The organism is Klebsiella sp. BIGb0149 (assembly GCF_004362605.1).
In the GTDB taxonomy this organism is placed as follows: domain Bacteria; phylum Pseudomonadota; class Gammaproteobacteria; order Enterobacterales; family Enterobacteriaceae; genus Klebsiella; species Klebsiella terrigena.
The window spans coordinates 222,274-248,574 of the sequence record NZ_SNYG01000002.1; the positions used below are offsets into that span (position 1 = coordinate 222,274).

Consider the following 26,301-nt stretch of genomic DNA (forward strand, 5'->3'; position numbering starts at 1 on the left):
TAGTATCAGAAGTAGACGTTTCTTAATATTTAGAAAATGGCAAATTTTATCAGCCATAAAGCTCGCGGCCATTCCTATTCCAACACCGGCAGCCACGGCCGCTACCACGGCTTCACTGACATCAATGATGATCTCAGATGAAGGCACAATTTCGATCTCCTGCTCTCCAATCCGGAACGGCCAGCGAAAAACCTGCCCGGTATTCTGGTAACGCAGATTGACCATTTTGTGCTCCTTCAGATCATTCGGGTGTCCTGGCGCGGAGTACCTGGCCACTCAGTAAGGCAGTGATTCTCCCTCCGATTCGTCATAAACAAGGAAAGAGCCATGTTCGGATTCTTTAAAAAGAAAAAAACTGACGCTGAGCCCGGGCAAGGTCCCCGACTGACGGCAAACCAGTTTATCGCGCTGACGCTGAGTGATGAAAAGCTGTCGATGCCCGTTTACCTGCCGGGGATCCGCAGTGAGGCCGAATGCGACGAACTGGGGTTATGGCCGCTCATTTACATCTGGAATGTTGATCGTAATGCTGGCACGTTCAGCCTTTCTGTTAACGATAAAGCGATTGCCCACCTCCTGGAGCCTTTTGTGCCCCGTGAAGATCGTTCGTATGTTGAAATTCGCGATGAGGCGATGAGGGTCATCTCCGAGGCTTCAACGCAGTCTGTGCTGGCAACCATAGAGAAAACAGGCCTCATGCCCGATGTTTTATTCGCGTATGACGCTGAGAACGAATGATTGCTATCACGGGAGCTACAGAGGGATGGATAAATCATGAGAGAGCATGACAACTTACGAGTAGGAATTCCCAGGATGTCACTTTTGCTTTTCCAAAGTTAGTGGACAAGGGATTTCTTGTTGCCAGCTGTCAAAAGCGTGATAAGTCATATTGCCATGCCAAGCATGGAGCTTCACTCTCTGGAAGAGGCCTTCTGGCCTGCTCCCCGTTGACTGCCACACCATCCTTTAAGTAATGCCTTCATCAGATGTGAAACACCTGCGAACTTCCGCTGTTCGCTCAAAGCGGACGTGGATCACTTGCTGGATATGCACATCGTGCTCCAATGCGCATATCCCATTATGATTGACAACGTAATACGCCCTTATCAGAGATCGCAGATAGTTAAATTCAAGAAAGCAAGCTAGTCCTTCACCTTCATCGTGAAACCCCGCCAGTCCGGCAGTGAAAGCGCGCCCGTTGCCACTACCCCATCGTGATCGAGCATGCAGACACGACCAGGGTTCAGACTGACTACCTCACGGATATACGCCTGCTCCACACCACAGATCATAAACGCCAAGAGTGCCTTATCCCTCGCATATTGCTGATGGTGAGTCTTTTCACGCTGATACACCTCACTATTCAGATCCAGTATTAATCCGACTTCATTAGCGTACCTGTGATAGTTCCGTGGTGATGAACAACTCTTGCGGTGTGTGCCATGCACACGTTCCAGCAATGACTCAAGCGCAGATTTCAATGGACTGATATAACGGTTCCACCAACGCAAAATCTTTAGCGCCTTTTTTTGGCTGTTACCGCACCACTGATACACTTTTGCCCCAAGGCCATCATTAACACCAATAGTCACACGCCCAATTCTGTAGGTGGTGGTATGGACCATCTGTTTGCACTGTTTACGGGTCAGCCCGGTATGTTCCATCATGGTTTTATATATCGATGACTTCACACGATAATCGACGTCATACTGTCTGAACAGATGGTTCAGACAGGCCAGATTGCACGCTTCGATGTCATAGTTGAGTAACCCGGTCCGAAATTTAGCTTTGAACTCATTGGGCAGATTCTGGAAAGCTTGATCATAATACCGCCCTCCAAACGTCAGACGATAATGATGGTCGTAAGTGACATATTGTCCCTCAATTCTGCCATTGTAGAGATGGTTAAGGCTGCGTATACCTGCGCGGCAATAGTGATCCGGCTCACAGCTACGCAATTCCTTCACAAACTGTATACTCATGCGCCCCCGCCCAACTTTGGCCAAGAAGTCCTTTTCCGTTTGTTTTAGGGCCGTCTGGCGTTTCTCTACATCTATCGCATGCCCAGGAGCTTTCCCGTTCCCCTGAAGCAGAGCTCTAAAACTAACAGACTCACCTGTATCCGCATCAACCAGATTTAACTTACCCCTGGCAGACTCATCACACACAGGCCGCAGGGGATTGAACAGCCATGCATTGGCTTTACGCTTGTCCGGGTCTTTACTCGCTTCCCCTGCACGAAACTCAATATCCGGCAATGTCGGCAGGAAATCGACTAGCATGGATATGGAGGCCCTGCCCTGGTAATTGATTTCACATTCACTTAGAAGGCTGGCGTAACAACTACGGATATCCCGGACAGTGCATATAGTCCACCCATCATCGTCTGCCTCCAGCCATATGTGGGCTAGGAACCGGCGCAATGTCTGTCGCCGGGTGACCGCCCATTGCGTATCTCCCACCACACAGTCCGTTAATTCAGTAATACGGTCATAAACCCACTTCGGGATCTTCACTGGATAATCCTTTTCAGTACTCACGGCCCCGTCTCAGCATAGTGTTGTTGCATCAGCTATTACGTTGACTCTTACGCAGACCATTTCACCAGTTTTTAAGTCGGGTAATTTGAAAGTCAAAACCCCAGTCGCGAGGATGGGCTCCGCCCATGATTTGCTCCACTCCGGTCGCAAATCTTTCCCCCTGTTCAGGCTGACGCCTTCCCTCACTCGCTACGCTCGTTCGCCATGTTGTTTCATGACTGGAGAAGCGGATAAAGCCTCCGTTATGCTGCGTGTCCCTAGGCTCTCCGTTGCGCTCAATGGCAATGGTGCTCGCTGACCGCTCCCCCATTGTGTGTAGAATATTCACTGGCTGAAACGCAGAAAGTCCTCGCAGATGCGCTAACCCGTCAGTTGATGGCAAGGATCGGGTGCACAGAGGCATCCGTAAGACTCTTCAGAAAACAGACAGTTACGCTAAAACCGGAACAGTTGGAATTTTAAAGTGCATCAGTGCCAGCAGAATCACAGGCGAGCGCTGCAGTTTTACAACAACGAAAATGCAGTGGTTGCCAGTGTTACCCGTCGTTCCACTGCAATTTGATCAACAGCAAAAGTGCATTGCAGTGGCTGCATTACCGGGAAATCAATGCACTTTCCCTGGGGTTGCCCAAACGAAAAAGAAACGGCACCTGTTCCCAGTGAGTCCAGGGCCAGTAAACTTTTTAACAGTGTCCGACCTTTCAATGGCGCTACTCTGGACTTAACAAGAGCGTCTTTATCAGTCAGTGTATAATCCGTTGTGTGCCAGGCGGGATCCAGGGCGCATGAAAGTAGCCTGGCGGGGTCTTTATACCTGGGCACGATCACCGGCGTGTTAACTGTCGTCGCATCAATAAATTCCCCACTACTTCGCGACATATGCGCTTTTAGCCCCTTAATCAACGTACTGTCATTGAGCAGGAACAAACACAACTGTGGAACCCAGAAAATACGCGCTTCTGGGCCATCAGGCATATGGCGCATCATACTAAAGGTGCCTGTGGCCGGACCGGCGTACCCCAGTCGGTTAAGTACCCGGCTTATCCTCTGCTTATAACGACCAATTTGCGCCCTGAGCGCATCGGTGTTCTTCCATGGCGGCGGAGTTTGCGTATCCTTGTTGAAAAACAGGACCACTTCCACATATTCTGCTGAATTCCCCGGCAGGACATGCAGCATAGCCAGTTGCGCCAGAATGCGTTCCCGCTGGCAATGCGGGCATATAAGACTGTTGCATGGAGATCCGTTTCTGCACTGCCTGAGTTTTTGAGCAATGATGTTGTAGCAGCGATTGCTGCCTTTCAGTTTATTTAGTAAATGAATAAGACGCTGCAATTCATGCTCACTTTCCTGCTGCGTAATAATAGTGGGGAATGCTTTACTTAAAATCTCAAGCCTTGACGGTGCGTGGCGAATGTAATCCGGGTCTGATGTTCTGAAGTAATAAGATTCGTTCATTTAATATTCCTGGTTGTATTCATTACCCTGCCACCTGAGTAAAGCAACAGGGTAATGTGTCCGGTTTTTATTCAGGCAAAATTGCTATATCCTGTTAAGTATTAAAAAATATCCTGATGCCGTTCAACTAAGTCATTTGCAGTCCAGCCAGATGAATATTCATCATCAGTCGGCCTTAAATAATCTAAATTTAATGTCGTATGACCCGGTAAACTATTCCCCACCGAAACGCCCTGGTAATGTAATTGTTTAGCAGCGTTACATTGCGCACAGGCTCCACTTCCACATGGAATGTATTTACACCTGTCAAGAATACACGCTATTTTACCGTATATGTTGCACTCATCCTCCCACCAGTGCTCCCCTCTTTTGATGGCATCAGACAAAATCCGTGCAGATACCCGGTTAAGCTTACGTATCCGCAACTGTTGTTCCCTTAGTATGGCAGCGGTAGTACGTTTCGATAACCCAACCTGTTTCCCCATGGTTTCAAACCAGGGGACTGCTATTTCTTTCGCAGAACTTGTTTTAGCTATTATCTCTTTCATTTTATTCTCCCGCCTGCATACGATTGTTAACCCAGTTATTGATATCACTCTCCAGCCAACCCACCGCCCGGCCACTGTCGCCCGTTAGCTTCTTTGACAAAGGAAAGACTCCTTTCGAGATGAGTCGGTACAACGTCGCCGACGAGATCCCCGTCAGATGAAGAACCTCTTTTTTACGCAAAATACGGTTGGTGTTCATGCTTGTGCTCCTTTGAGCTGTTTCAGGAGCGGGGTTATTTACAACCACCAAAAAACGCAAGGATTCACTCAACGATGCCTTCGTTGAGCACTTTAAGGGCATCTTTAATGTGGATGTCATTCGAGATCATCTATTTCTGTCTCCAAAACGGTCATATAAAGAAGCAATTTTCACTGAGGCTCAATGGTGATATTTTGTACAAAGCGCTCTCATGGAGGTGACCAGTGATTGGTAACCAAAGCAACAAGGCTGATGCTAAATGCCACCGGGAACGGAAAAGCAGTAACGAGGTCTTTGAATTTCTGGAGAAGAAGCTCTATCTGGGGCGGGATACACGGCAAAAGCTGGCGCTGATTGCCCGGAAGCTGACGGGAGCGGGTTTTAACCCGGATAAATTCGATGCAGAGAAAGCGGCGGATGTGCTGAGCGCATGCGTGAATCACATGTTTAATGACCTGCTCAATGAGGGAGAGCTAAACGGGATTTATGGGCTGGGGGAGTACCCCATGATAGTTCCAGCCAGGTCCCCTAAGGCACTGGAAATCTATACTGTTTACCAGCTTGTAAAAGGTCGTTTTGACAAGCTTCATACGGGGGAGTCAGATCGTGAGAAATATGCTTCGGTAGCAAAAAAACTTAATGAGTATGGATTATGGAAACCCCGGTTAAAACGTCTCTCTGACGGTAAAGAATGGGCACGTGAGGATGTTGCGTGGATGCTTCAGCCTGAAAACATCAATGCACTGATTAAAGTCCAGAATCAAAAATATGCGCGGTTGAGTGCTGAAGATAAAACTGAAGCTGCGTCTGGAAACGGCTCAACAGCTAAAAACACCTGATGCGTTTACTGGCGCTGATTTTCATGCTCTCACCACGACAGTCATAGCGGGTTGTCGTGGATATGTCGCTGTGGCCTGCCAACTGGCGGACGGTGTTGATATCCACGCCCTGCTCCAGCAAACGGGTGATGAAGGTGCGCCGCATATCATGCGGGGTAAAACGTGCTATGCCTGCCGTTTGCTGTAACTCAGCCAGGATACCTGTTAACCCGGTTGTTGTCAGAGGCTGGCTGGCGACCTTACCGTTGCGCTGGATACGGTTGAACAGTGCGCTGTCAGCTTCATCTGCGCCAACTTTCAGCCATGCGCAGATGGCCTTGTCCACCGCATCCGCCACGTGAATTTCACGGTATTTACGCCCCTTCCCTTGCCTCACCGTCAGGATGCCGTTGTCATAGTCCCGGCACTCAAGTTTAACCAGTTCCCCGGCCCGCAGGCCCGTTCCGCAAAGCATCAGCACAATGGCGACATCACGACAGCGCCGTACAGATTGCGGATGCTGTTTTGCAGCCTGAATCAATGCCCGGATTTCCTGCCTGTCCAGCGCCCTTCCCTTACGCTGGATATCACCGCTCACGCGCTTCACTGATCGGATACGTGCCAGCGTTTCGGCATCCATGCAGTTAAGGTTAAAGGCCGTCTGCGCCATGCCCCGCAGTGCTGACAGCGCCATGTTCACCGACGACACGGAGTAACCGTCATCCAGCAGTGCCGCACGTACTTTGGCAACAGCGGCGTAGTTAAGTTGTTCCCATGGATAGCAATCTGCATCCGCACCGCGTTTAAGTATGCTGGCACTGCGGTTCAACAGGCTGGTGATACCTCGCCGTCCCGATGGTGCAAGACCGTCAATATACGCATCGAACACGGTGGCTTGCACCATAGGCACGATCTGACGTAACGCAGCCCGGCTCATGCGCCTAACCCGCAATAACGTACATTAAACCAAGTAACTTTCAGCATCACACCAGCCCCCGTTCAGCCATCGACACCGTTTCAGTTCCTGCCACGATAAAGTGGTCAAGCAACCGCACGTCCAGCATTTCCAGCAACTCCTGTAGTTTTTTAGTCAACTTGATATCGCAACGGCTGGGTTCAGGCTCGCCGCTGGGGTGGTTGTGGACAAGGATGGCTGCGGCGGCGTTATGTTTCAGTACGCGTTTGATAACTTCGCGGGGGTGAACGCTAACCGAGTTTAACGTCCCCCTGAAGAGGATTTCGCGGTGCAGCAGCTGATTCTGATTATCGAGCAGGATGATGCCAAACTCTTCATGTTCAAGCGGTGCCAGCTCAACCATTACGCACCGTCGAACATCATCAGGGGAACAGAGTTGAACCCCACGCTGGTAGTACCGGCTAATAATGTCACGCGCCTGATCGAGGATACGCGTTTCACGTTGGGTAAACATGGTCATGTCAGAACTCCCGTTCAATGAAGTAAATGGCGTCGGGAAACAGCTGGCGGCGGGTTACGCCAGTACGCAGGGAGAAAGCTTTACGGGGCATAGTGGTTCGCCCGTTGCTGTCGAAGAAACAGAGCGTTTCTTCATCTATTTTGACCAGAAGAGACCAGTGAAACTGGTCGCTGAGCATAATCAGGCGGGAGTAGTCAGTGACGTCCATAAAACGCTGCATTTCCCTGAAAAGCCGCCCGTCTGATAACCCTCGCTTCCCTGAAAAGGGTCTGGTAATTTGAACCGGAAACTGGCGGTTGTAATGTCCTTTCTGTAACACCTGCGCCATCAGCCAGTCTAAACGGTCTTCTTCAATCCCTTCGGTCAGCCACTCATGCAAAGGCCAGCGCTGCTGGTAAGCCTGAATAAGCCGGTTCATTAACGGGCGTCGTTTCACCCTGCCGTCATACAGCCAGCTCAGCATGTTAACCACGCAATAAGCACCGCAAAGACAGTCCAGTTCGCCCTGTTGAGACGCGCGTATCCCTCTGTTATCAGTCACAGATAATTCCCCATATGATAGTGATGATTAGTGTGGTGGGATTAGCTTTCCCAGAGAACGGTAATGGTGTAAGCGTTCATGGCGTGATACTGAATAAAGTTGGATTGCCAGAGTTCAAACAACTCCCTTCCGGCGTTAACAGGCAGATCACCAACATGAGCAAGAAAGACATATTGCTGACTCCAGCTAAAATCAAATTCCTTTTCCAGTTCAGGGTATACCGTCCCCATATAACTGAAGTCGGTAATGTAATCGAAATACCATTCATCATTGCGTGAAATAATCCGTATTTCGACGGGATGGTAACCGCCCTTTTCAGCGCTGTAACTCAGGTCTTTAAATAACAGACTGACGGCTGTAATTTTGGCTTTATGCGGCGGTGGATTTCCCGCTTTATTTATTATGATATTTATCAATTCCTGATCGACGGGCATAGCCAGCCCTTCCTGATGGATAACACTCATCGTTTTCATTCCGAAAATATGCATTTGGATTGATGATACAAACCAATAATTGACCATTGCCCATACTGACTGTTTAGACGATAGACGTCCTCCCATCAGAATGGGATAATAAAATGAAATGCTAAGTTGGCAATTAGTTTGTATCAGCCACTGGACAATATGACACTATCCAGCAATGTTATTTTACCAGGGTCATGCTTTTAATGCAAATAGTTTCACTCAGGAACTAATTTGGTTGTTATTTTATAAACTCATCTAAAAACATAATTAAGCTTTTTCTCTTAGTATTATCGAGCTTATTCCAGACTTGCTCGAGACGTTGTTTTAATTCAACGTCAAGCCCAGTGGCATAGTTAATCGGGATATCAGAAACATTTAAATCCTCCATACAATCAATAAAGAACCAGCTGATTGGAGTTTTTAAAGCAACGGCGATTTTGACTAAATGAGCAATATTGATCTTATTCGTTCCGCGTTCATAGCGGGAAAGTTGTTGTTGAGAGATATCGATAGTCTCTGCAAGATCGGCTGCAGTTAGCCCTGCTTCTTTACGTCTGGCCTGAATACGCTGTCCTACCAGCTTATCAGCTGAATCTGCCATCAGTTTAACCATCATTTTATCTCCAGAACATCCATAAGAGGAATTCTGGGGCTTTTTTACTCTTGCATGAACATCACTAATGGACATAAAATTGATATTTGCGTCTTTTATAGACCAAAACAACTGCAGCCGATCAACTAGGCTGGATTGAAAGCCCCATCTGTTGAGCAGCAGAGCAAAGGTGGACAAAAAGGAGAACATTGTGGCAACCACCATTACTGAGATAACGGATTGCTTTGAGTACTTTTTCAGCTCTCTTTACCGGCGAGAATTTGTCAAAACACTGCGTCTGAATGAATGTAGCGAGCGGGAATTACTGCCTTTGGTACGTTGCTATTTGCTGGGTTGGTTTGCAGATAATGTCTCACCGGAAGTAAAAAGCAAACTGCCAGGAACTGTATCCGGGCACGGTTACATTGATTTTGTCATTGATGATGTAGCCGTTGAGTTTGCAGTACGTAAACCAACTGCGGCACGTTCCAATGTCTCCGCAACCGTCAACAGTACAGAAGTAAAGAAATTGATGAAGCACGAGGGCAAAGCCTTGCTTGTGCTGTTTGACTTCTCTGACACGCCCTACTCAGAAGAACAGATTGAGTCCTTCCGTAACTGGCCCACTCTCGGTCGAGGGAATCACCGCAAGTCCGCATTCAACGTCGTTTATTTCTTTGTGGAAAAACGCAGACCGCTGGCACTGGGGAAAATCACCAAAAACATCCGTATCAATTAACAGGGAATTAATTAATGAACAGAAAACTGTTGGCCTTATTGATGGCAGCCATAACGCTACCTGTTGCGGCAGCGCAGTACGTAAAACCCGGAGCGGTTCTATCCCTGCATCCTGTAAAGGGCAATGCTGAATTCAACATTAATGCCTCAAAAGGAGATGGCTTGGGCGTATGCAATATGGATGGTACGGCACAGCAAATAGCTGCCGGAGAAAGCCAGAAACGTCGCTGGGTCTGGAATGACAATGCCAGCCAGTGTGTTGCAGTAATTAGTGAACTGAAAAACGGTAAGGCCAGCGTTATGACTCGTGGTTGCGAAGGTTACTGCGGAGCCCCCGCAACAGGTGCAATGGATGGTCTGTTTAATAAGAAATAAAAGTATAGTTAATTAACGAAGGAACTATAGATGAAAAGAACAATGCTTCTGGTATTAATTGCGGCTGGTTTGCTGGCTGGTTGTGGCGAAACAACGCCCAAATGTAGTAGTGTTGACGCAAAAAATCTGGTCGTGGATATTGCTAGAAAGACCATCGAGAAAAGCATGATACTGGATAAGGATGTGCATATTTCTGTAGAAAATGTTAGAACAATTAGCCATGAATCAGGTCTGGATGTTTATCAGTGCGCTGCTGATTTAACGTTTACAAAACCAGACTTGCAAAATTCCCTTCCAATCACCTACCGGATTCAAAAAACTGATGAAGGTAAAGGTCAGTTCTATATAAACGTATCAGGGTTATAATCACTGAATAACATTGGGTTCCTTTTGGGTGAAGTAGTTCATGTTACATCCCAAAAGGAACCAAATAAATAAAAGCAACACATTTACCGTTATGTCAATATGGGGATTAGTTGATTCAGCACAAAAAAAACAACAAAACCAGAAAGATATCTCCCTACTTAAAAAACAACACACAGCAAACCACATTTATGAATAGGTTACCCAAGATTCACACAATACAATTTACAGTGATTTGTAAAAAAAATGTAAATGCATTATTTAAAAGTATTTTCCTTGGGTATTTATATAATATTGCTACCTAGGTAATTTTAATAAAAAATCATCTACCTTGGTTGATAGGTAATCCGATGCATCATCGCCACCTATCCTTAATTGAATCATTTTTTTCATATCTTCGTCCGTAAGAACCATTATTAATTTTCCTGATTCTCTCATAGCACCTTCAATCATTTTCTTAGCATTGCTATCACAACCTGTTCTGCAAATAATTATCGCGACCTTTCTTAGAGCATTTTCTAGCAGATATTTTTCCGTTGTCAATACTTGTGATTGAGATATTTCGTCCGTGTAATTTTTGAACTCAAATACAACATATCTAGAGTTCAGTTGGCCGACTAAAAACGCCCAAAACTCCTTAGTGCCGCTTATTCGGCATATATAATCGTAACGATTTAATCCATCAGAGGTTGATATTTGTGGGTGCCAACCTTTTAATTCATCTTTAAAAAGATATTGTAGGATATTTTGACATGATTTTTCATACTCACGCCACATGCCTGAGCCAGATTCTATCTCCATTAAAGAAGTGATTAGCATCTCACCTTCGTCATGACGTTTTATTTCAGCCAAAATCTCTTTAGTTGGTTCTTCTTGAAGTCCTAAATAATCATTAAAAATAATATCATCAACTTCTCTTCCAATGAAAGTATCGACTTCGGCCCTATCTATTTCGAAAAGAGAAATTAGATAATCAGAAAACTCCCCTGATTTCCCAGCCCATAGATAAAGATCTTCAATATCTATTAACGCTACATTGAATTTATTCATTATGTTTTTTTTGTTTACTTCATCGACTCTACATGAAACAATTAGCAGCCCTGGAAGCCTTAACTCATCACGCAATAAATTTAATGTTGCAGCAGCAGAAAACAATAAAGGCAATTGTGCTCTATGGGTCCTGTATGCTTTTATTTCACATATATATTCTACGTTTTTCCATTCAACAATAAGATCAACCCTTCTTCCTGATTCCGGCCCTTTAAAATCTTTATCCTTTATAGTAAATCCAACTGTCTCCAATATATCAGCTGTAAGTTGCTCGAACCTTTGACCTATATTTATTGCAAACATTATTTCCCCCTTTTGGTTTTGTATGATTTTTATATTGTTCTGTCCCACGTGGGCCATATCCAATCTATCGTAATAAAATCCATTACTATTATTGATTTAGAGGCATCTGAAAGTTAGAAACCAACCATTATCCAAAAGTAAAGAGTAAGATCAACAATTTTTACCCCCTTAACTCTAAAGTGAAAATATTCATAATCACTTCTTGTTCTACCACGAATTATTTTAACTTCTGCATCTGAGAAAATTGCTTGAGGTAATATCCAAAAAAACTAATACACTCTAGTAACATTCATTCAGAAATGAATAAAAAAGAGAGCAAAAGAGTATTCAGTATCTAATGCTCCCCTTTCAAAATGGCCTTTACATCAAGGACACAACTTAAATAATAGGAATATTTTAAGTTCTATATCCCTTGATTCAATAAATCCATTCTATTATTTACGCCTAATAAATTCTACCACACTACTTTCATTTGGCTGAGACTGTTCTCGTGCCTTCTGGATCTTATTTTTTAAAGTTGCCAAATGTACAACTGATGCTTGACCTTTTAGGTAGTTACTTGGCAAACCCAATAGCATTTCGAGATCTGTGGCTGACAATCCAAAGAAGCCAGTAATACCGTCCAAGGTAAACAGGCCTGAAGAGATTAATAAGTCGATTGTACGCTTAAGCAATCGAGGTAATTCGGGTTGTCTATAATCATCACCTGGCTCAAATTTTGCTCCCCATCTAGCAGAGCGCCGCTTGAAAAGATTTGATTTATCTTCATCAGAAATCAAATTCAAAGCGTGTAAGCGCATGATAATTGCTGCAACAGAAACACCATAACGCTGTTTTAGTAGCAACAAACTATCTAACGTTACAGGTAATCGAACCTGTTCTGCTAGTGGCTCTGCTGGTAGTAACAAGGCACCTGCGAATTTATGAGCTTGGCTCTCTTTCAGTTTATAGCGTTCCGAGTCGAGTTCATTGCCCACATTTTTATGTAGGATCAGATGCCCTATCTCATGAGCAAGATCGAAGCGACTCCTGAAAGCATTATCTTTATCAGAAGAGAGCAGAACAAATGGCCTTTCAAGCTCAGAGCTCCAAGCTGAGAGTCCTTCGATTTGAGCAATGCCAGTCTCCTCTCGGATTAAAATTATGCCATTACTCTCGGCAGCTAATGCTAGGTCGGGGATCTCGTTTTTTCCTAATCCCCACTTAGTGCGGCATTCAATCGCAGCATCCTCAATATCAGAATCGCTTATCTCATCAATGTTGGAGAAAAAGCGAACCGGTAAACAAATCTCAGGTAAATCTACATATTCTTCTAACCTGACCACCACTTCATTAGCCCATTCTATTCGGGCCTCCAGCATAGCTCGTGCGGCGGCATGTGCACTCGCGTTACTACGGAAAAGCGGCTTAGACATTTTCGCAGGAAGTGGGCGCGTAAACCATTCAGGGGCAACATTAACCACAGTAGCCAATCTCTGGAGAGCCTCCGCTTCAGGAGCTTGCTGTGCCGAACGCCATTTGCTAATAGTTGCAGGTGATACCCCAACCATTGTAGCTAGTTGAGTTTGAGAGAGTCTCCTGGCTGCGAGCACCTGCACTAGCCTGTCTGGCTGGAACTCTGCAATACCTCTACTCATTCAATTTATTCCTCTGTTCCATCTTTTTTAATTTTGTTGCTTTTCAGTTTTGGCAATGCTTTATCACTTTGCGCGATAGCCGGCTCATACCTAGCTAGAAACGAGGCTATGTCCTCGCGGAAAAGCCAAGACCGCATGTCATGGCTTGGAACAACCAACTCTATTGAAAGAGGTGCTTCTGGTTGCTCGGAGAAACTACCTGAAAAGCGAGCTAGGAAAAACACTGTAGCTGTAGGGATATCATCTGGATCACCAAAAAGGCTGGGCTGTACAAGTGATTCAATGAAACGATTATGCTCGGCTAGTCTTTGTCTGGTTTTTGCACGTGTTAGATTGTTCCATGACACGTTGTTGTCGTTGATACGCCCAATGTTGAAAATCCCACTTTTACCAGTTACTAAATTATTACCTTTCAATGGGCTAGGAGTACAACCATTTGCCAGTAAGGACTTGTAAAACTCTTCGTTCATGCACCAATGACGCATATTCCCCAAGATAGATGAACGATGACCGGTCGCATCATGCCTGGCACGCACATAGGCTCGCTCTGCGCCAGCAAAAAGTGACTCATTGATCCCCATAACCAAATCCTTGGTTAAGTTTTTTACTAAAGTACCTGGAATATTTTGACGCATCTTGCCACCCTATCCACATTTCGTTAATGAGGATTTTATACCTGTTTTTTTTCGCGTGCGAGGATTTTTGCGAAAAAATCAGTTCCAAGCATCACATTACGATGATTCCATGCGTTCCAGATTTATCTCGCGACTACTTCTTATCGCCTGCCAAGGAACCTTGTTAAATTTCAATCGATGGATAGTCAGAACTTATTCTGGGCTGGTCATATTCAGTAAACCACTACACCAGCGACTACTCCTACTCGATACGCCTCACCAAACAATCTCCATCCACACATACCGCCAGTAGTGGTTTATCTATGAGTACTGGCGCGCTGGTTTTGGGTATATGAAATGCCTAGCGGAATTGTCAACAATTCGATCAATCAGTCTAACTCATTGATTTTACGTTAACGCAATATTTATTTTTTCTTATGTGTCTAATAAATGCCAAGGCTTGAGTGAACTTGAAGGGTAGCGGAAGTTGCGATCACCGAATCCTTATAGAAATCCTCAATTTGTGACCGCCAATGTCAACGAGTTGCGTATTATTTCTGTAGATATGTGTAACTAAAAGTCGATGATGTCGTTTTCTATCATGCGATTTATCTCTGCCTCTCTCCTAGTTCTTTCTAAATGATTCGTGACGTAAATATCAGGCAGTAGAGGGGGAAGCGGAAGCGATCTCGTAAGGCTATAACTCACATAAGACTCTCTCATAGACTGTTCAACCTGCCATCCTTCAAGTTCCTGGTAATCAACCGGCCAGTTGTCCTGTAGTGTTTTAGCTGTGTTGGCAATTGAAAACTTAAAGTATGGGTTCAACCCCATGAAATTGCCAGCGAGCAAATCCTCTACATGCCGAACCGTGGCAATGACCGAAAACTTCGCAATTGCCTCATCAATATCCCAGTTTGCAACGAACAACAGCAAGGCGGAAAATGCGAGTAACTTTTCCTCTCCATTTGCTCTGTCTTTAACTGACTTATTCTGGAATTCTAGATAGTTATTGATAATGAAAGAGTTTAACTGAAGGGTCTTTGCATACTCCTCTTTCAATAGCTCAGGGTCCAAAAGTGTAGTATGTTGGGTTTTAGAGATATAATTTTGCAGTTCTTCAATGTGCTTCCGGTGAAGGTTTAGTTCATCCAGACGCCTCAACGTCGGTTGATGCAATCTTACCGTTTCTCTCGAAATAGCCTTATCCCAATCGAAACCAGGCACGATAGCCTGCATTGGGTGGAAAGGTAAAAGGTCATCTCTATGCCACGCATACGGATAAACAGGCAGCGCAACAATATATGCTAACCAATCGATTTGCTCTTCGCTCAAGGCGATTTCGAATGTTGACTCGCACCGTTTAGCAAAGAACCATTGCCTCATATTGCGCATTGCTTCTTGCGTGAAGATTTTTTCCTGAATACCTGCGCAAACCATCTTTCTAATCACATGAGTGATTTTCGTGCGATCCGTAGTGAACTGCACAAGATGTTGTCTGACTTCATTAGAAAGCCGATCGCCATAAAAATCACAAGATGGGTGATGTGCGCTAATATCGTTATCTCCCACAAACCTGAAATGAGCTTTTTTGCGATAAGCACCGTTTACAGATGCTCTTACATAAGAACCACCATTAGCCTCGCATATTGGACAGACTATATCTTCACGAGCAAAGGCATGTACTGTGCTGTCATCTAAACCCAATAGTGCTACATATTGCTCAGGGTCTACCTCTTTTTGCAGAGCTTTTGAGTATGCTGTATCAGTCATTCGCGATTCCTTGTAAGCGATGCATCTGTTGGCTAACGATTGACATTTTCCAGGCCACAGCGTACACCTTTTCATGCACTTCTATATCACACCATCCCTGCTCTTTTGCCAACACATTTATACTGTCTGGCATGCTATCGAAAATCGTTGCTTTTAGCAGCTCTTCTGGCGTCTTGCCTACACCCACCAACACATCATTAATAATGTCTTCAACCTTCATAGCTTTCTCATACTAGTACCAGGTTGGTAATCGGTCCACCAGCTCGGCGCCGCAATGAAATTGCACCACGTTGTAGCCAGAATCAACGACAGCCTGGATGTTTGAAATTATTTCTTCCAAGATCCCAAAGAGGAGTCGAAACTACAGCCTTCGCATTACGAATTCGAGCCGACTCCATAATGAGTACAATTATGAGTGTAATTAAAAAAATAATTTAAAATAATCAATTAAATCAATGTAATAAATTCAAAATCACGGTTCAACGTCTAAATCACTTCGGCTGTGTCATGAGGTTTCACAAAATCTCATAGCAGCAGCAAAGCAGCATAAAAAAACCACGCCATGGCGTGGTTTTTTATTTTTGACGCGGGCGATACTGCAGGCCGCTCTGCGCAGTTTGTAAAAATGCCCCGGGCGCATTTCCATATGGCTATTCAGCGCTCGGCTGACTGCGGAACAATACCCGGTTGCGTGGCGAACAAGCTCCCCGGAGAGCAACGCTATTCCGTGGTGGTTAGCGCCGAGTATCGGATGATGAGCTGCTGCAGGTGCTGCTCCACCTCAAGTTTCTGCGCCTGCGGGATCATCCCCGGCTCCCGTCGTGCAGCTATCTGCCGGAGCTGCTCCTCCGCCGGCACCGACTGATTAAATGCCTGAATGGCTGCAAACACCTGCGATTTCAGCTCGCTGACCGTCAGGTATCTCCCCTTTTGCCCATCCAGCGCGTTAAGCTGCTCGCTCAGGCTCTGGAGCCTGTGCATGCCCTGATGCCAGCCCGCCAGCGAATCATCGGGCGTCCCGTTCAGGGCAAGCTTTTGCCGCCACTGAGTACCCAACTCTTCAGTTCCGGGAAGCTCCGGCCACAGTGCATAAGCCTGGTTTATCAGATCCTGACCATAGCGGAGATGCCAGTCAGGCGGGAGGGCAGAAAGCGCCTCTAACCTCAGCGAGGCATCCTTCAACCAGCCGGCGGCTGAGCCAGAAGAGCTGAACGTCTCGCCTGCCGCCGCGCTGGGCAGCCAGGGTAGCGGCTGCTGGCTGCTGTCGGGCTGTTGACCCGCTTGATCCGAGCGAGCCAGGTAGTGCCCGCCGATAAAGACTGCGGCACTCAGCGCAAAGGCCGTCAGCATCCCGCAGGCGAATAGACCGACCCGCTTTGACGCAGGCACCGCTTTGTGGCTCCTGTTAACGGCGGCGGCGGAAGCTGGCGGGATTGCATCCGGTCGCCGGGGCTCTGACGTTGATTCGTTCAATCCGATCGGCGGAACCTGCGCGGCAGGAAGAGCAATGGCTGCAGCGGATAGTTGTGGCTCTGGCGCATTTTCCACGCGCGTCACCGCGCTGCACACCTGCTGCACCAGCGGCTCTATCTGGCTTATCTGCAGCAGTTCCTGGCGGGCAAGGATGCTGCTCAGGAAATCAAGCGTCGACTCCAGCTGCAGGAGCTGATGATAATCCTCATGGCTCAGGGTAAAGGTGCGGAACACTTTCTGCAGCCGCTGAAACAGCCCTGAGAGAATTTCTGCCCGCAGGTGGCTGGCCCGTGGCCAGTATTGCGCCCACTGGCGGCTGAGCATCGTGGCAACGATCTTCAGACCTTCGTTCATGCCCTCCACGCGTGCCAGATGGCTGCGCGCCAGGGTGTACCAGGCCCCTGTCTGCAGCTCAATCCCGTTTTTATCAAACAGCGCCAGCGACAATTTCTCCACCCGCTCCCAGTGAATATCAGGCCTGGCGGGATGCGTCTGCTTGCTCATTTCATCGCGAAGGGCGATGAAGTCAGGAAACGGGCGCGGATCGCCGCCCGTGCGAATATCTCGGGGTTCTGTGCTTTTCATAATGAATTCATCCGTGGATGGGCAGGCAGAGATTGGCGATTCACTCCGGGAGCTGGCGGTCACTCGTCCCGAGGAAGATATCGTGCCGGCCTGCCCGGCATCCCTACATGCGGGGATTTCTGTCGAAATAATGCTGCTGCTTTAGGTGGCGAATGAATATCCGCCCCTCGGGCATAAACTCGGTACCATAGCGCACCAGCCCCACCCCTTTCAGCTCCGCATCGATCGCATAGCGCAGCTCGCCGGGGATCGCCTGCTCAAGCAGAATAACGCTAATGCTTTTCAGCCGCGGTTCATATTTGAGCAAAACGGCCGACAGCGTCCCCATAAGCTCATGGGCGGTGCCCGGCATACCCTGCAGGATTTTGGTCATGTCCGGCAGGCCGTAGTCCGGCAGATGCGCCAGCGTGCCGGCGCGGCAGTTGAGAATGCGCTGCATGTTGTCCAGCACGGACAGGATCGCCTGGTCCTGCTCGTTGACGTGGTTGAGGTCGAGGCCGCCGGTGAAGTTGCCGTAGAGAATTTCATATAATGAGGGGGTATTGTGTGGCATAGTTTCCCTGATCAATTAAATATGGGAGTAGCTGAAATCTAATCTCCCCCTTGTATCCGCCTGCTTATCCAAATGGGCATAGATATAGCTTTGTTCCTGGTTTTCAAAAATGAGCCGGGAAAGTGCCTTGAATTTCTGCATGATGAAATCAGTCTTTGTTCAAACTATGATGATTGTCGACTTTATGTATATACTTATTCGTAATAAGTGTAAAAACATACCCAACTAAAAAACATCCCCCCATAAGTACAACGCGGAAAGGATGTACTGAAAACCATTCATAATACAAATATAGCAACGCAAGAAAAACGATAGTCATGCTTTTTTTCTTGACACATACAATGTCAAAAACAAAGCTGGCGATGCTATAAACACAAAAAAAAATGTTATAAAAATCATCCCAACACTTTTGTGAGAATATATATAAAAAACACCCTCATAAATTTTAAAAACAATCGAACACAATCCTATCATCACAATTATTGCGCCAAGAAAAATTGAAATATTTAATATTTTTTTTATTTTTCATTCCAAACCCCATACTGTTCTAACTCCCCTTTAGTGATACTGCTCTTTCTCCCTAATATTTTCGCACTTACATCAACTGAGGGTTCTACAATATCAACTGCGGGATAATTTCCTCCATTGGTTTTGACACTATATGAGAATTTTTTACTTGCATACAGTGCCCCACAAAGAACAAAAAAATTATCATACTCATTAGTTGAGTCAGATTTTTTCATCAATGCATCTAATGGCTTTCCCGTAGCCCGTACCATGCCTGTATCAATAGTCGCTTTTATCGAGTGAAAGGCCCGATAAGTACCAACCGCAAACGGAATCCGTCCAATAGTATCTGACCAGTATGGTATATTATCTATAAGTAAAAACAGGAATCTACTTCCCCCATCAGACGTATTTTTTCAGTCACCACGGCCTTCATCCCAATAAGATAGCAATGATCTCTTAACTAAAGAAAATCGTTCCACTTTCAATGATCAGATAACTCCCGCCGCCTATCAGCGTCACCTTCTTCTTACCCGCAAACAACATGTCGCTCGCCGAGACCAGACTGAGCTGCTGCTCCGCGCTGATGTGCATCTCCCCGTTCTGCGCCTGTATCTGCACCGGGCCTTCACTGGCGTTCAGGGTCAGTGAGCCGCGGCGAGCAAACAGCCCTATTTGCTCGCCAGCCAGAACGGCGGTATTCCCGAGCGACCCGCAGCTAAAATCCCCACCGGCGTTCATCGCCACATTCTTGCTGGCGGCCAGCTGTATATGTTCGCCGTTGGTAAAGGCCACACCCTGAGGACCATGGAAGTGGATCATCTCATTCAGCGCTTTCAGCGCTTTCAGCGCTTTCAGCCATTGATTAAACATCGCTATCTGGCTGGCAATATCCGCAGCCAGCACGATTGTTAAGGATCAGCTGCATATTGTCGAACATGGACGACATCATTTGGTTTTGCTCTTTGACCTGATGGAGATCGAGGCTGCAGGTGAAATTGCCATAAATAATTTCGTAGCATGAAGGTAAACTATTCTCCATATGTATTATGGACTAACGATGAAATCCTAGAAACTGGATTGTATCTTCAGCCAAATCTCCTCGTTCAAAATATTTAAATTTTTCATCTTCTGTTAAATGACTCCAGAAGGGTCCCCAGTAGATATCCCACCAAAATTGCATATCTCCTTGCAAACTACCATAAGTACTAAGATCTCTATCTGGGAGTATTTCTTCCGGCCCTGGTGGCTCTAATTTCTCTTCACAAATGCAGGCTATAAAACCGTTATCATTTGTGATGAACCTTACAACATCCTGATTAAACTCTTTAAATTTATAACAAATGAGTATTTTATCATGATCTGCAAATATTTTTTTCTCTTGCGTTAACTTCCCATGGAAAAAAATTCAACCACTTGTTCAACAACTGGTAAGTCCTCAGGTTTTATCATAAATCGGGCAGAGTAAGCATATACTTTATCTTTCTCTAAAGATAAAAATAACGGATACAAAGACGCATTTCCTGAAATAATACTAAAGTGTTCAATTGGAAAGTAGCCCTGCAAAATATCTCCCCCTGAATAAATTAAAAATTAATGTCGCTCGCCGAGACCAGACTGAGCTTCTGCTCCGCGATGATGTTCATCGCCCCCGCTCTGTTCCTGTATCTGCACCGGGCCTTCGCTGGCGTTCAGGGTCAGTGAGCCGATGCGAGCAAACAGCCCTATTTGCTCGCCTGCCAGAACGGCGGCATTCCCGAGCGACCCGTAGCTAAAATCCCCACCGGCGTTCATCGCCATATTCTTGCTGGCGGCCAGTTGCATATGTTCGCCGCTGGTGAAGGCCACACCCTGAGGACCATGGAAGTGGATCATCTCATTCAGCGCTTTCAGCTGCTGATTAAACATCGCTGTCTGGCTGGTAATATCCGCCTCCAGGTCGTTCAGCATGCTGCCGTCCGCTTCCAGCACCATACCCGGCGTCAGGTGCGCCGCATTGCTGAACAAATGCAGGCAGGTCGATTTGTTAAGCACCTCAACATGATCGTTTATTTATCATGTAATCAGTGCATCTATGTATTGCATTACAAATTCTTTTGCTTTGCAAATCAAACCCCAATCATCATATTTTTTTTCTGAAGAGAAAAAAGCTTCATGCAAATGAAAGTAATCCGTTTCAAAATTATGTCCAACAATAAACAATACAAGAATAAAAACGGCGCGAACATTAAAACTCAGGTAGTATGCTGCAGAATACTCAAAGCCAATATTTATAATCTCTTTTACTTTATCAGAACTCAAATATATACATTTCTGTGGATAAAGCTCACTCAGCAAATGAAATACTTTCTCATTGAAATTGAGGTGACTAAAACCATGAAAAATTTCATTGGCAAGCCTATGTTTAAAATCTAAGATGTAAGTATTATTCTCACCAATAACGCCTGTTAGATATGTATTAAATTCACTATGTATTCTCATAGATCTTTCTAATTCTGTACTTGATGTACATTGTACACTCATAGAACTTAAAGAAGAATACGTTGGATCAGTGTCAAAACCCGAACCAAGCACTATACTCATGTCAATATATAATTGCAGAGAGCCACGTTGTGTTATGTTTGACGCTTTAGCCTTATTAATTGATTTTGTGAGACTTTCTTTTAATTTTTTCGAGCCTAACTCATTAGATATCTTTGGAAATATTTTTTTACAATGTTCAGATAATTCATTGACGAAAGCATTCTCAGAATAAAAATCAAGTAAGGCTAACTGTTCAGTGCTCATCTTCATCCAAATTCCTCCCGGTAATGATTAAATTTGTTGATGAGATGAACTCACCTTTATCATTTCTTTCTGAGTCATACACATTGGTAAGAACAGAAAAATCTGCAGAGATATCAAGAGAGCCATCAACAATAAAGGATGATATTTCCACATCTAATATAACCCATTTAAATGAAACACTTCCATTGGCCGAAATATATGTCATTTCTTTTTTTAAATCCCAGCTAACAAGATTAGGTCTCAATGGCATATTTTTTTTAGTGTGAAGATCAATGAGTTCAACACCAGGGCCGGTTTTCTCAATGAATGTCAACGGAAGATAAAAACCTTTTGAGCTAATATTTTTAATAGTAATAACAATAGAAATCTCTCTCTCATTATTGTAAATACACTCTCTATGAGACTCACAAGCCGCACTGATAATAAAGTAGTTATTTTCAATCATTTTAATTCCTTTTGAATTTGCAGTGAGCGAAAAAAAAGAAACGACAAAGGCTAATATCATATTATATCGCATTCGATTTTTCTTCCTAAACCTGATTCATTGAGCATATCTCTTGCTTCAATTGCAATGAGCCATCCATGCCTTTTCAAAATAGCTGTGTTACCATATGCTGCCATAATTGTCGACGATGGGTCTGCCGGGTTACCGCCATTATAGGGAACCGAAAGTGGTGTATCAAGAGTGCCATCGGGCTTGTAATAAACAACCTGATCCCTATGCTGCAAACCTGATTTATAACCATATTCATCTGGCAGCCCTAAACAATGGCCAAACTCATGGGCATATACCCAAGATCTGGTATCTTTGGATACATCTAGAAATTTTCCGGTAACCCCTTCACGTTCATATTTTTCATGAATTCTAAAAACATAATGCTCATTTGCTGTTACAAATACCACTTTAAATTCTATAGGAAATATTTTAATTCCACATTTAGGATCTTTTATTCTTAAAGAAAACTTACTCTCCCAATTTTCCCTAACACCTTTACGCAAGGATTCTTTGGATTTTTCTATAATTGTGCCATATACACCTGAATCTGGCTCGATCTTCAAACGTATCTCTACGCTCACTTTTCTTAGTGTCTTACAAAAAATTGCTAGATTATATTGCCTCGAACCAAAATCATACCCATATGACTCACCTTCAGAATTTAATTGATCTGCATATCTTTTTACAGGATTCACCTTAATCTCTTTAGCATAGTCTTTATTCCAGCAAGATGCACATGGTAAAGTCGCACTGATGGCTGGATCTTCGCACCGTGATACTTCTGACGGACTTTGAATATTCCCATTCACTCCCATAAAGGATCCTTTTCTGCGAAATGCATAAAACAAAATCAAATAATATAATAATCTTCATCATTATATTTGCAGCCCCATGTTATAACTGAGGACAAGAAAACCTTCAGTTGCTTACTTGTTAATATTTCTGGTAGAAAAACAAGTATTCGAGGATCATAGTATCGCAGCAATGCGATCTTATTATTTGGCATGATCACTTCTAGATTTTTTTTCAAATGAATAAAAAGATCGTCAAAAGATAACGAACTTAACAGCCAAGAAATCGAAGGGTATTTCAACTCCAGCTCATTTAACATACAAAAGAGATCATCATCAACATTTTCAAAAGACAATAACCAAGGACCTGCAAATGCGATATCCCTATCATCCACATTATCAAACAAAGGCATTACACCATTACACTTAAATAATTCTATTGTGCAGAAACGATCATACTGAGCACCATCAACAAGAACATATATTTTTCTTTTATCGCTTTCACTCTGTATTGTTTTCAGACGCTCTACTATTGAATTCTTCATTCTTATTCACCTTTAATTAGGATCGGCACACCGTTTTCAGCAGCTTCAAAAAGACAACTCAAACAGATGCCACTTTGGCTAAATGAGGGCACCAATCCGCTCAATGATGCAGATTCTGTCAGATGAGTTCGCTTTACCTTCCGCGTATACGTCGTGTCCGTTCCATACTCAATCTTCCCACCTTCAATAATCAGATAACTCCCACCGCCTATCAGCGTCACCTTCTTCTTACCCGCAAACAACATGTCGCTCGCCGAGACCAGACTGAGCTTCTGCTCCGCACTAATGTGCATCTCCCCGTTCTGCGCCTGAACAGGCGTGCCACAGCACAAGTCTGCCAGGCATCGTTACTTTCATGATCAAAGCGAAAGGCGAGGTTGAACCGGGCAACGGCCATCGGCTCCTCTTCCTGACCAAAAGCATCCTGAATCGTTACCCACTCTTCCCGATAGCGTAGCGGGCGCTCTGCAGGAGCCGTCTCCGTTTGGACATTGACGATCCCGGTCTGCATCACCGGCAGTGCAACCAGAACGGTCACACTGTCCGCACGACCGGAGGCCGGCAGCGCGACTTCCCTCGGTTCGGGTGGCAAATCGCTGCTCTGGGTATCAATCAGCGTGCCATCCGGTAGCCACAGACGCAGCGTTTGCACCTGGATCCGACCGGATGTCAGAAGCGCCTCGTTGAACTCGACCCGCTCAACGCCCCACGAAAAGGCGCCGATCAGCGTGGACAATCCGGCACGAGAAAACGACTCCCACTCAGACTGCTGCTGAAACTGCTGCGGGGCTAACAGGACCCCTTCGCTCCATAATGGACGGTAAATCTTCATCCCCGCTCTCCCTCTCCCTACGCTTTCGCTTTCGGCATCTGGGAAACCAGCGACAGATTGACGTCCATGCCTTCCACCTGGAAGTGCGGCACGGCAAACAGCTTCACGCGGAAGAAGCCCGGGTTATCCTCAATATCTTCCACCACCACCCTGGCGTCGCGCAGCGGATGCGACGCCTGCAGCTCGTCGCCCGGGTCGGTCATTTCGGTCACCAGGCTTCGCACCCAGGCGTTGAGCTCCAGCTCAAGCAGGCGGCGGTCCTTGGTGGTACCGATGTTTTCACGCTGAATAAGCTTCAGGTAGTGCGCGATGCGCGACAGCAGGAAGATGTAGGGCAGGCGCGCGTTAATCCGGCTGTTTGCGGTAGCGTCCGCGGTGTCGTACAGCGCCGGTTTCTGGGCCGAATTTGCCGAGAAGAAGCAGGCGTAATCCCGGTTCTTATAATAAGAAAGCGGAATAAAACCGAGGTTGGCGAACTCAAATTCACGAGTTTCCGGCAGCATCACCTCTGACGGAATTTTCACCTGATTACCGGTGCCGAGATCGTACAGATGAATGGGCAGGTCCTGCACCGCGCCGCCGGCCTGCGGCCCGCGGATCTGCACGCACCAGCCGTTGTTGATGAAGCTTTTCACCATATTGGCCGCAAAGGCGAAGGAGGCGTTGGTCCACAGGTATTTGTCGTGTTCCGGCCCCTTCACCTCTTCGACGTAGTTGAAGCTGCGCACCGGCACGGTGTCCGGGCCGTACGGCAGGCGGCCCAGCACGCGCGGCATCACCAGGCCGATGTAGCGAGAGTCGTCGGTTTCGCGGAAGCTTTTCCATTTGATATATTCGGCGCGATCGAAGTAGTTGCCGATATCCTTGATGGCCGCAACCTGCTCCATGTTCTCCTTTAAAAAGAACGCCGGTCCCGCGGAGCCAATAAACGGCATGTGCGCGGCGGCGGAGACCTTTGAGATGTTACGCATCAGCGCCACGTCCTGAGCGGAGGCATCGAACTCATAGGCGGAGATAACCGCGGCAATAGGCTCGCCGCCCGGGGTGTCGTACTCTGCGATATAGGTCTGCTTATACAGCCCGCTCTGGATAATTTCCGGAAAGTCCTCGAAGTCCTGGCGCAGCTCCTCTTTCGACAAATCGAGGAGCTCCAGCTTGACGTTCTGGCGAAAATCGGTTTTATCCACCAGCGATTTGAGCCCACGCCAGACGCCCTCAGTGCGCTGAAAATCCCGGTGATGCATGACTTCATCAAGCTGACGGCCAATCTGAAAATCCAGCTCCGCAATATGATGGTCGAGGATCGTTTTATCCAGCTTCTCCACTTTGCGCCCGGATTTTTGCAGACACTGCATAAATACTTTCACCGCGGCGGTCACGCGCGCGTCGGCGGAGGTTTCCGCCATAACGGTCGTATCATCAAAACCGTTTAAATCACCGAGCTCAGCCACCGGCGTTAAATTTATTTTGTCAAACAGTGAGGCATATACCCCACCCTGCGGCAGGTGTTTTTCGACAACGGCGCCACCCGCCAGATTTTGGGATTCGTTATTGACTGACATTAGCATTTACTCGTCATTATTCCGTGATAAAAACGTCCAGTAATTAATCCTGGGCCGGGGCAAGCGCATTCAGTTCATTACGCAACTCTGCGGAAAGCGCGGGGTCTTTTAATATAATTTCCAGCTCCTTCCGAAAAGTCATATTATCCAGAAGATTTGATTTCAAATCGCGCAGCAGATTACGCATCGCGAGCATTGCCCGAAGCTGCGGGATTTGACGCGCCACCGCCTCCGGCTCGAAGTCCTTCATATTCTGAAAAAAGAGCTTCACGTTTTCTTCAGAACCATCGTTGGCGAGGGTGTTTTTAACGGTGAGATTGACTTCCGGATTAAGATTAGCCAGGACGCTGTTAAAATTATTCTTGTTGATGTCTATCTTATCGCGCTCAGAGAGCGTGCCCTCTGCCTTGCCGTTGCTGAAGTCACCCACGCTCAGGAGCTTTAGCGGAAGCTCAACTTTCTTCTGAACTCCCCCCGTCAAAAGATCCAGCTTTATATTTACACGCGCACGAGGTATTTCGTTCTGAAATGATTCAGACATATATACTTATCTCCTGAATAAATTAATCACTTAACCTGAAATATTGTCACTATCGAGGATGCGGCTTTTTGTTTTTACTCTAAATTCATCGCGGCGTAAAGCCTGAAAAACTCAAACAACCCGTAACGGCAATCGCTAATTAAAAGCAACACGCGCCATAAGCCCGACATAACAGGCCTG

General features: G+C 45.9%; 29 protein-coding genes and 4 pseudogenes. 5 read left to right on the forward strand and 28 right to left on the reverse strand.

Annotated features, from left to right (window positions below):
* Positions 1 to 51: 51 nt before the first annotated feature.
* A pseudogene (locus tag EDF75_RS07770) lies at positions 52 to 258 on the reverse strand (LysR family transcriptional regulator); the annotation flags it as partial.
* 69 nt (positions 259 to 327) lie between these two features.
* Here EDF75_RS07770 and EDF75_RS07775 point away from each other — a divergent pair.
* Positions 328 to 738, forward strand: coding sequence for a hypothetical protein (locus tag EDF75_RS07775; RefSeq protein WP_133598300.1), 411 nt, complete (start codon positions 328 to 330; stop codon positions 736 to 738).
* Positions 739 to 1,142: 404 nt separating this feature from the next.
* On the opposite strand, the gene EDF75_RS07780 is transcribed toward EDF75_RS07775, so the two are convergent.
* The 4 genes from EDF75_RS07780 to EDF75_RS07795 all read right to left on the reverse strand — a co-directional run bounded on the left by EDF75_RS07780 (position 1,143) and on the right by EDF75_RS07795 (position 4,745).
* On the reverse strand, positions 1,143 to 2,516 hold the full coding sequence (locus EDF75_RS07780; RefSeq protein ID WP_208113310.1) for a hypothetical protein: 1,374 nt from the start codon (positions 2,514 to 2,516) through the stop codon (positions 1,143 to 1,145).
* A 528-nt stretch (positions 2,517 to 3,044) separates the two neighbouring features.
* A complete protein-coding gene (locus tag EDF75_RS07785) occupies positions 3,045 to 3,998 on the reverse strand; it encodes a hypothetical protein (RefSeq protein ID WP_133598304.1) in 954 nt (317 codons plus the stop codon).
* A 101-nt stretch (positions 3,999 to 4,099) separates the two neighbouring features.
* Positions 4,100 to 4,546: a hypothetical protein gene (locus EDF75_RS07790; protein WP_016248780.1), complete on the reverse strand. Its 447-nt coding sequence runs from the start codon at positions 4,544 to 4,546 to the stop codon at positions 4,100 to 4,102.
* A 1-nt stretch (position 4,547) separates the two neighbouring features.
* Positions 4,548 to 4,745, reverse strand: coding sequence for a helix-turn-helix transcriptional regulator (locus EDF75_RS07795; RefSeq protein WP_016248781.1), 198 nt, complete (start codon positions 4,743 to 4,745; stop codon positions 4,548 to 4,550).
* A gap of 224 nt (positions 4,746 to 4,969) precedes the next feature.
* On the opposite strand from EDF75_RS07795, the gene EDF75_RS07800 reads away from it, so the two are divergent.
* Positions 4,970 to 5,584: a hypothetical protein gene (locus EDF75_RS07800; RefSeq protein ID WP_133598306.1), complete on the forward strand. Its 615-nt coding sequence runs from the start codon at positions 4,970 to 4,972 to the stop codon at positions 5,582 to 5,584.
* On the opposite strand, the gene EDF75_RS07805 is transcribed toward EDF75_RS07800, so the two are convergent.
* The 5 genes from EDF75_RS07805 to EDF75_RS07825 form a co-directional block, all read right to left on the reverse strand.
* Positions 5,571 to 6,500 (reverse strand): tyrosine-type recombinase/integrase, encoded by a 930-nt coding sequence (locus EDF75_RS07805; protein ID WP_133598308.1) that lies wholly within the window; start codon positions 6,498 to 6,500, stop codon positions 5,571 to 5,573. The genes EDF75_RS07800 and EDF75_RS07805 overlap by 14 nt on opposite strands.
* Positions 6,501 to 6,546: 46 nt before the next feature.
* Positions 6,547 to 6,999, reverse strand: a complete 453-nt coding sequence (radC, locus tag EDF75_RS07810) for a RadC family protein (RefSeq protein WP_016248784.1) — start codon at positions 6,997 to 6,999, stop codon at positions 6,547 to 6,549.
* Between the two features lies 1 nt (position 7,000).
* Complete coding sequence (locus EDF75_RS07815; RefSeq protein WP_039695382.1) at positions 7,001 to 7,462, reverse strand: hypothetical protein; 462 nt, start codon at positions 7,460 to 7,462, stop codon at positions 7,001 to 7,003.
* 119 nt (positions 7,463 to 7,581) lie between these two features.
* Positions 7,582 to 7,974: a DUF2787 family protein gene (locus EDF75_RS07820; protein ID WP_133599407.1), complete on the reverse strand. Its 393-nt coding sequence runs from the start codon at positions 7,972 to 7,974 to the stop codon at positions 7,582 to 7,584.
* A gap of 268 nt (positions 7,975 to 8,242) precedes the next feature.
* Entirely contained in the window at positions 8,243 to 8,617 is a 375-nt protein-coding gene (locus tag EDF75_RS07825) for a helix-turn-helix domain-containing protein (protein ID WP_039695432.1), read from the reverse strand.
* A gap of 190 nt (positions 8,618 to 8,807) precedes the next feature.
* Between EDF75_RS07825 and EDF75_RS07830 the strand changes: the two genes are divergently transcribed.
* Genes EDF75_RS07830 through EDF75_RS07840 form a run of 3 tightly spaced genes read left to right on the forward strand, consistent with a single transcriptional unit; the run spans position 8,808 to position 10,075 of the window.
* Positions 8,808 to 9,335, forward strand: a complete 528-nt coding sequence (locus tag EDF75_RS07830) for a hypothetical protein (RefSeq protein WP_133598310.1) — start codon at positions 8,808 to 8,810, stop codon at positions 9,333 to 9,335.
* A gap of 14 nt (positions 9,336 to 9,349) precedes the next feature.
* Positions 9,350 to 9,709: an acyl-CoA dehydrogenase gene (locus EDF75_RS07835; RefSeq protein WP_133598312.1), complete on the forward strand. Its 360-nt coding sequence runs from the start codon at positions 9,350 to 9,352 to the stop codon at positions 9,707 to 9,709.
* A 30-nt stretch (positions 9,710 to 9,739) separates the two neighbouring features.
* Positions 9,740 to 10,075 (forward strand): hypothetical protein, encoded by a 336-nt coding sequence (locus EDF75_RS07840; RefSeq protein WP_130986895.1) that lies wholly within the window; start codon positions 9,740 to 9,742, stop codon positions 10,073 to 10,075.
* Positions 10,076 to 10,369: 294 nt separating this feature from the next.
* Here EDF75_RS07840 and EDF75_RS07845 read toward each other — a convergent pair whose 3' ends face one another.
* The 18 genes and pseudogenes from EDF75_RS07845 to tssB form a co-directional block, all read right to left on the reverse strand.
* On the reverse strand, positions 10,370 to 11,425 hold the full coding sequence (locus tag EDF75_RS07845) for a hypothetical protein (protein WP_133598314.1): 1,056 nt from the start codon (positions 11,423 to 11,425) through the stop codon (positions 10,370 to 10,372).
* A gap of 434 nt (positions 11,426 to 11,859) precedes the next feature.
* Positions 11,860 to 13,062, reverse strand: a complete 1,203-nt coding sequence (locus EDF75_RS07850) for an XRE family transcriptional regulator (RefSeq protein WP_130986899.1) — start codon at positions 13,060 to 13,062, stop codon at positions 11,860 to 11,862.
* A gap of 5 nt (positions 13,063 to 13,067) precedes the next feature.
* Positions 13,068 to 13,697, reverse strand: coding sequence for a hypothetical protein (locus EDF75_RS07855; protein WP_133598316.1), 630 nt, complete (start codon positions 13,695 to 13,697; stop codon positions 13,068 to 13,070).
* A gap of 552 nt (positions 13,698 to 14,249) precedes the next feature.
* A complete protein-coding gene (locus tag EDF75_RS07860) occupies positions 14,250 to 15,449 on the reverse strand; it encodes a hypothetical protein (protein ID WP_060451485.1) in 1,200 nt (399 codons plus the stop codon).
* Positions 15,442 to 15,669 carry a hypothetical protein gene (locus tag EDF75_RS07865; protein WP_133598318.1) on the reverse strand — a complete coding sequence of 76 codons (228 nt, stop codon included), beginning with the start codon at positions 15,667 to 15,669 and terminating at the stop codon, positions 15,442 to 15,444. The genes EDF75_RS07860 and EDF75_RS07865 overlap by 8 nt, the downstream gene beginning before the upstream one ends.
* A 500-nt stretch (positions 15,670 to 16,169) precedes the next feature.
* Positions 16,170 to 17,507 (reverse strand): VasL domain-containing protein, encoded by a 1,338-nt coding sequence (locus EDF75_RS07870; protein WP_133598320.1) that lies wholly within the window; start codon positions 17,505 to 17,507, stop codon positions 16,170 to 16,172.
* A gap of 103 nt (positions 17,508 to 17,610) precedes the next feature.
* Positions 17,611 to 18,060 carry a type VI secretion system baseplate subunit TssE gene (gene tssE / locus EDF75_RS07875; protein ID WP_133598322.1) on the reverse strand — a complete coding sequence of 150 codons (450 nt, stop codon included), beginning with the start codon at positions 18,058 to 18,060 and terminating at the stop codon, positions 17,611 to 17,613.
* A 518-nt stretch (positions 18,061 to 18,578) separates the two neighbouring features.
* Positions 18,579 to 18,803, reverse strand: a complete 225-nt coding sequence (locus EDF75_RS07880; protein WP_133598324.1) for a hypothetical protein — start codon at positions 18,801 to 18,803, stop codon at positions 18,579 to 18,581.
* 235 nt (positions 18,804 to 19,038) lie between these two features.
* Positions 19,039 to 19,470, reverse strand: a pseudogene (locus EDF75_RS07885) (DUF2345 domain-containing protein); the annotation flags it as partial.
* Positions 19,471 to 20,156: 686 nt separating this feature from the next.
* Positions 20,157 to 20,505 (reverse strand): annotated as a pseudogene (locus EDF75_RS07890) (DUF2345 domain-containing protein); the annotation flags it as partial.
* Positions 20,506 to 20,622: 117 nt separating this feature from the next.
* Complete coding sequence (locus tag EDF75_RS07895) at positions 20,623 to 21,354, reverse strand: hypothetical protein (protein WP_133598328.1); 732 nt, start codon at positions 21,352 to 21,354, stop codon at positions 20,623 to 20,625.
* Positions 21,344 to 21,799, reverse strand: coding sequence for a hypothetical protein (locus tag EDF75_RS07900; protein ID WP_133598330.1), 456 nt, complete (start codon positions 21,797 to 21,799; stop codon positions 21,344 to 21,346). Before EDF75_RS07900 ends, EDF75_RS07895 begins: the two co-directional genes overlap by 11 nt.
* A 56-nt stretch (positions 21,800 to 21,855) precedes the next feature.
* On the reverse strand, positions 21,856 to 22,665 hold the full coding sequence (locus EDF75_RS07905; RefSeq protein ID WP_133598332.1) for a hypothetical protein: 810 nt from the start codon (positions 22,663 to 22,665) through the stop codon (positions 21,856 to 21,858).
* 35 nt (positions 22,666 to 22,700) lie between these two features.
* A complete protein-coding gene (locus EDF75_RS07910) occupies positions 22,701 to 23,186 on the reverse strand; it encodes a DUF4123 domain-containing protein (protein WP_133598334.1) in 486 nt (161 codons plus the stop codon).
* 2 nt (positions 23,187 to 23,188) lie between these two features.
* The gene (locus EDF75_RS07915) at positions 23,189 to 23,479 is read right to left on the reverse strand and encodes a DUF2345 domain-containing protein (protein ID WP_133598336.1); all 291 of its coding nucleotides are present in this window, start codon (positions 23,477 to 23,479) and stop codon (positions 23,189 to 23,191) included.
* Between the two features lie 14 nt (positions 23,480 to 23,493).
* Positions 23,494 to 24,018, reverse strand: a pseudogene (tssK, locus tag EDF75_RS07920) (type VI secretion system baseplate subunit TssK); the annotation flags it as partial.
* 17 nt (positions 24,019 to 24,035) lie between these two features.
* The gene (gene tssC, locus EDF75_RS07925; protein WP_133598340.1) at positions 24,036 to 25,586 is read right to left on the reverse strand and encodes a type VI secretion system contractile sheath large subunit; all 1,551 of its coding nucleotides are present in this window, start codon (positions 25,584 to 25,586) and stop codon (positions 24,036 to 24,038) included.
* Positions 25,587 to 25,623: 37 nt separating this feature from the next.
* The gene (tssB, locus tag EDF75_RS07930; protein ID WP_133598342.1) at positions 25,624 to 26,121 is read right to left on the reverse strand and encodes a type VI secretion system contractile sheath small subunit; all 498 of its coding nucleotides are present in this window, start codon (positions 26,119 to 26,121) and stop codon (positions 25,624 to 25,626) included.
* Positions 26,122 to 26,301 lie beyond the last annotated feature (180 nt).